Source organism: Amycolatopsis sp. SID8362 (assembly GCF_010550475.1).
GTDB classification, from domain to species: Bacteria; Actinomycetota; Actinomycetes; order Mycobacteriales; family Pseudonocardiaceae; genus Amycolatopsis; species Amycolatopsis eburnea.
In genome coordinates this window covers 1-1427 of the sequence record NZ_JAAGNB010001341.1, presented here as the reverse complement: position 1 = coordinate 1427, position 1427 = coordinate 1, and the positions used below count along the sequence as shown (strand labels likewise).

The window sequence follows — 1427 nt, the reverse complement described above, 5'->3', positions numbered from 1 at the left end:
GGTTAACGGCCGGTCGAGCCGTCGATCAGCTCGCGCAGGATGTCCACGTGCCATCAGTTTCAAAGTGCACACCCGGGCCACAGGCCCGTGGTACCTCCGACCGACCAACCGATCGGGCATCTTCGACGTTTGACCACCTTCGTTATCAATCAGCGCAATCTTGCAACCGAATCCTGACCCCATTTGGAGTAATCGACGAGTTTTTTTAAATGACGAAGCGACGAGACCCCGATCAGCCGTGGAGGCACCTGAGCGATCGTCAGCCATGTGCCGATAGCCGCGCAAAACACCGTCACGAGCAAAAATCCGACCTGCCAAGGAAGTCCACCAACGAGACCGGCAGCGACTTGCGCCCCACCCGAGCAAGCTAAAGCGACGCTGGCGAGCATGCGGGACGAGCGCGGTTTCACAGGAGCATCGTGCCACATGATCGCCAGATAATCATCGCAAGATCGAGAAGCCGGACACAATTTACTGAATCATCAGCGCTATTGATTTCCGCCCATGGCCCGAAACTCCTTCGCCGAGATTGAGCCATGATGACCTTCCTCCGCCTGGTTAACGGCCGGTCGAGCCGTCGATCAGCTCGCGCAGGATGTCCAGGTGCCCGGCGTGGCGCCCGGTCTCCTCGATCAGGTGCGTCAGCGTCCACCTGATCGAGGCCACGTCGGCCTCGGCCACCCGCGCGTTCACCCGGGCCGCCGTCTCGCGGTAGGCGCCGATGATGTCCTCGACGCTTTCGCCCGGCTTCGCCCGGAACGTCGCTGCCCACTTCGTCGTCCGCTCGCCGAGCACCCAATGGCGTTCGACGTGGGTCAGGTGCTTGACCAGCCCGAGCAGGTTCGTCCCCGACGGCACTCCCGGCGTCCGGACCGCGGGTTCGGCCACGCCCTCCACCTTCGCGATCACCGACGCGCGCAGGTAGTCGAGGAAACCCAGCAGCACCTCCCGCTCCCCCGGCCCGGTCCGCGGCGGCCCGGCGTCCCGGCGCGCCATCAGGCGGCCCGCCGGACGACCAGCACGTGGTCGGTCACGGTCGCGGTCTGCCCGCCCGGCCCGGTCGCCTCCCGCCGGGGCGCGTCCGCGCGCTCGGCCTGCCATCCGTCGGCCAGCTCCAGTTCGGCGAAAACCTCTTCGGGCGCAGGGAAATCGCCGTCTCGGTTCCATGACCAGGGCGCGACCGAACCGTGGTCGACGACGACCAGCCGCCCGCCGGGGCGCAGCGCGTGCGCCGCGGTGCGCAGGACCCGCGCCCGCGGCAGCTCGAACGGCGTGTGGAAGTACTGCGCGGACACCAGGTCGAACTCCCCCGCGGGGAACTCCGTGGCCAGGTCGGCGCGAACCGCGGTCACCGGCAATCCGCGCGCGTTTTCGGCCAGGCGCGTCACGGCGTTGGCCGAGATGTCGACGGCGGTGACCCGCCAGCC

At 67.4% G+C, this 1427-nt stretch carries 3 protein-coding genes; all 3 read right to left on the bottom strand.

Annotated elements, in window-relative coordinates:
* Positions 1-149: 149 nt before the first annotated feature.
* Positions 150-389, bottom strand: a complete 240-nt coding sequence (locus tag G3I65_RS41220; protein ID WP_160695194.1) for a hypothetical protein — start codon at positions 387-389, stop codon at positions 150-152.
* Positions 390-558: 169 nt separating this feature from the next.
* Positions 559-996 carry a DinB family protein gene (locus G3I65_RS41215; RefSeq protein ID WP_160700890.1) on the bottom strand — a complete coding sequence of 146 codons (438 nt, stop codon included), beginning with the start codon at positions 994-996 and terminating at the stop codon, positions 559-561.
* Positions 996-1427: bifunctional 2-polyprenyl-6-hydroxyphenol methylase/3-demethylubiquinol 3-O-methyltransferase UbiG (locus G3I65_RS41210; RefSeq protein WP_160700889.1), on the bottom strand; the 432-nt coding region annotated here is incomplete at its 5' end. The genes G3I65_RS41210 and G3I65_RS41215, both read right to left, overlap by 1 nt.

Bases quoted from the DNA above. Each gene is read 5' to 3' on its own strand.
- G3I65_RS41220 (WP_160695194.1), bottom strand. From the start codon at position 389: ATGCTCGCCAGCGTCGCTTTAGCTTGCTCGGGTGGGGCGCAAGTCGCT.
- G3I65_RS41215 (WP_160700890.1), bottom strand. From the start codon at position 996: ATGGCGCGCCGGGACGCCGGGCCGCCGCGGACCGGGCCGGGGGAGCGG.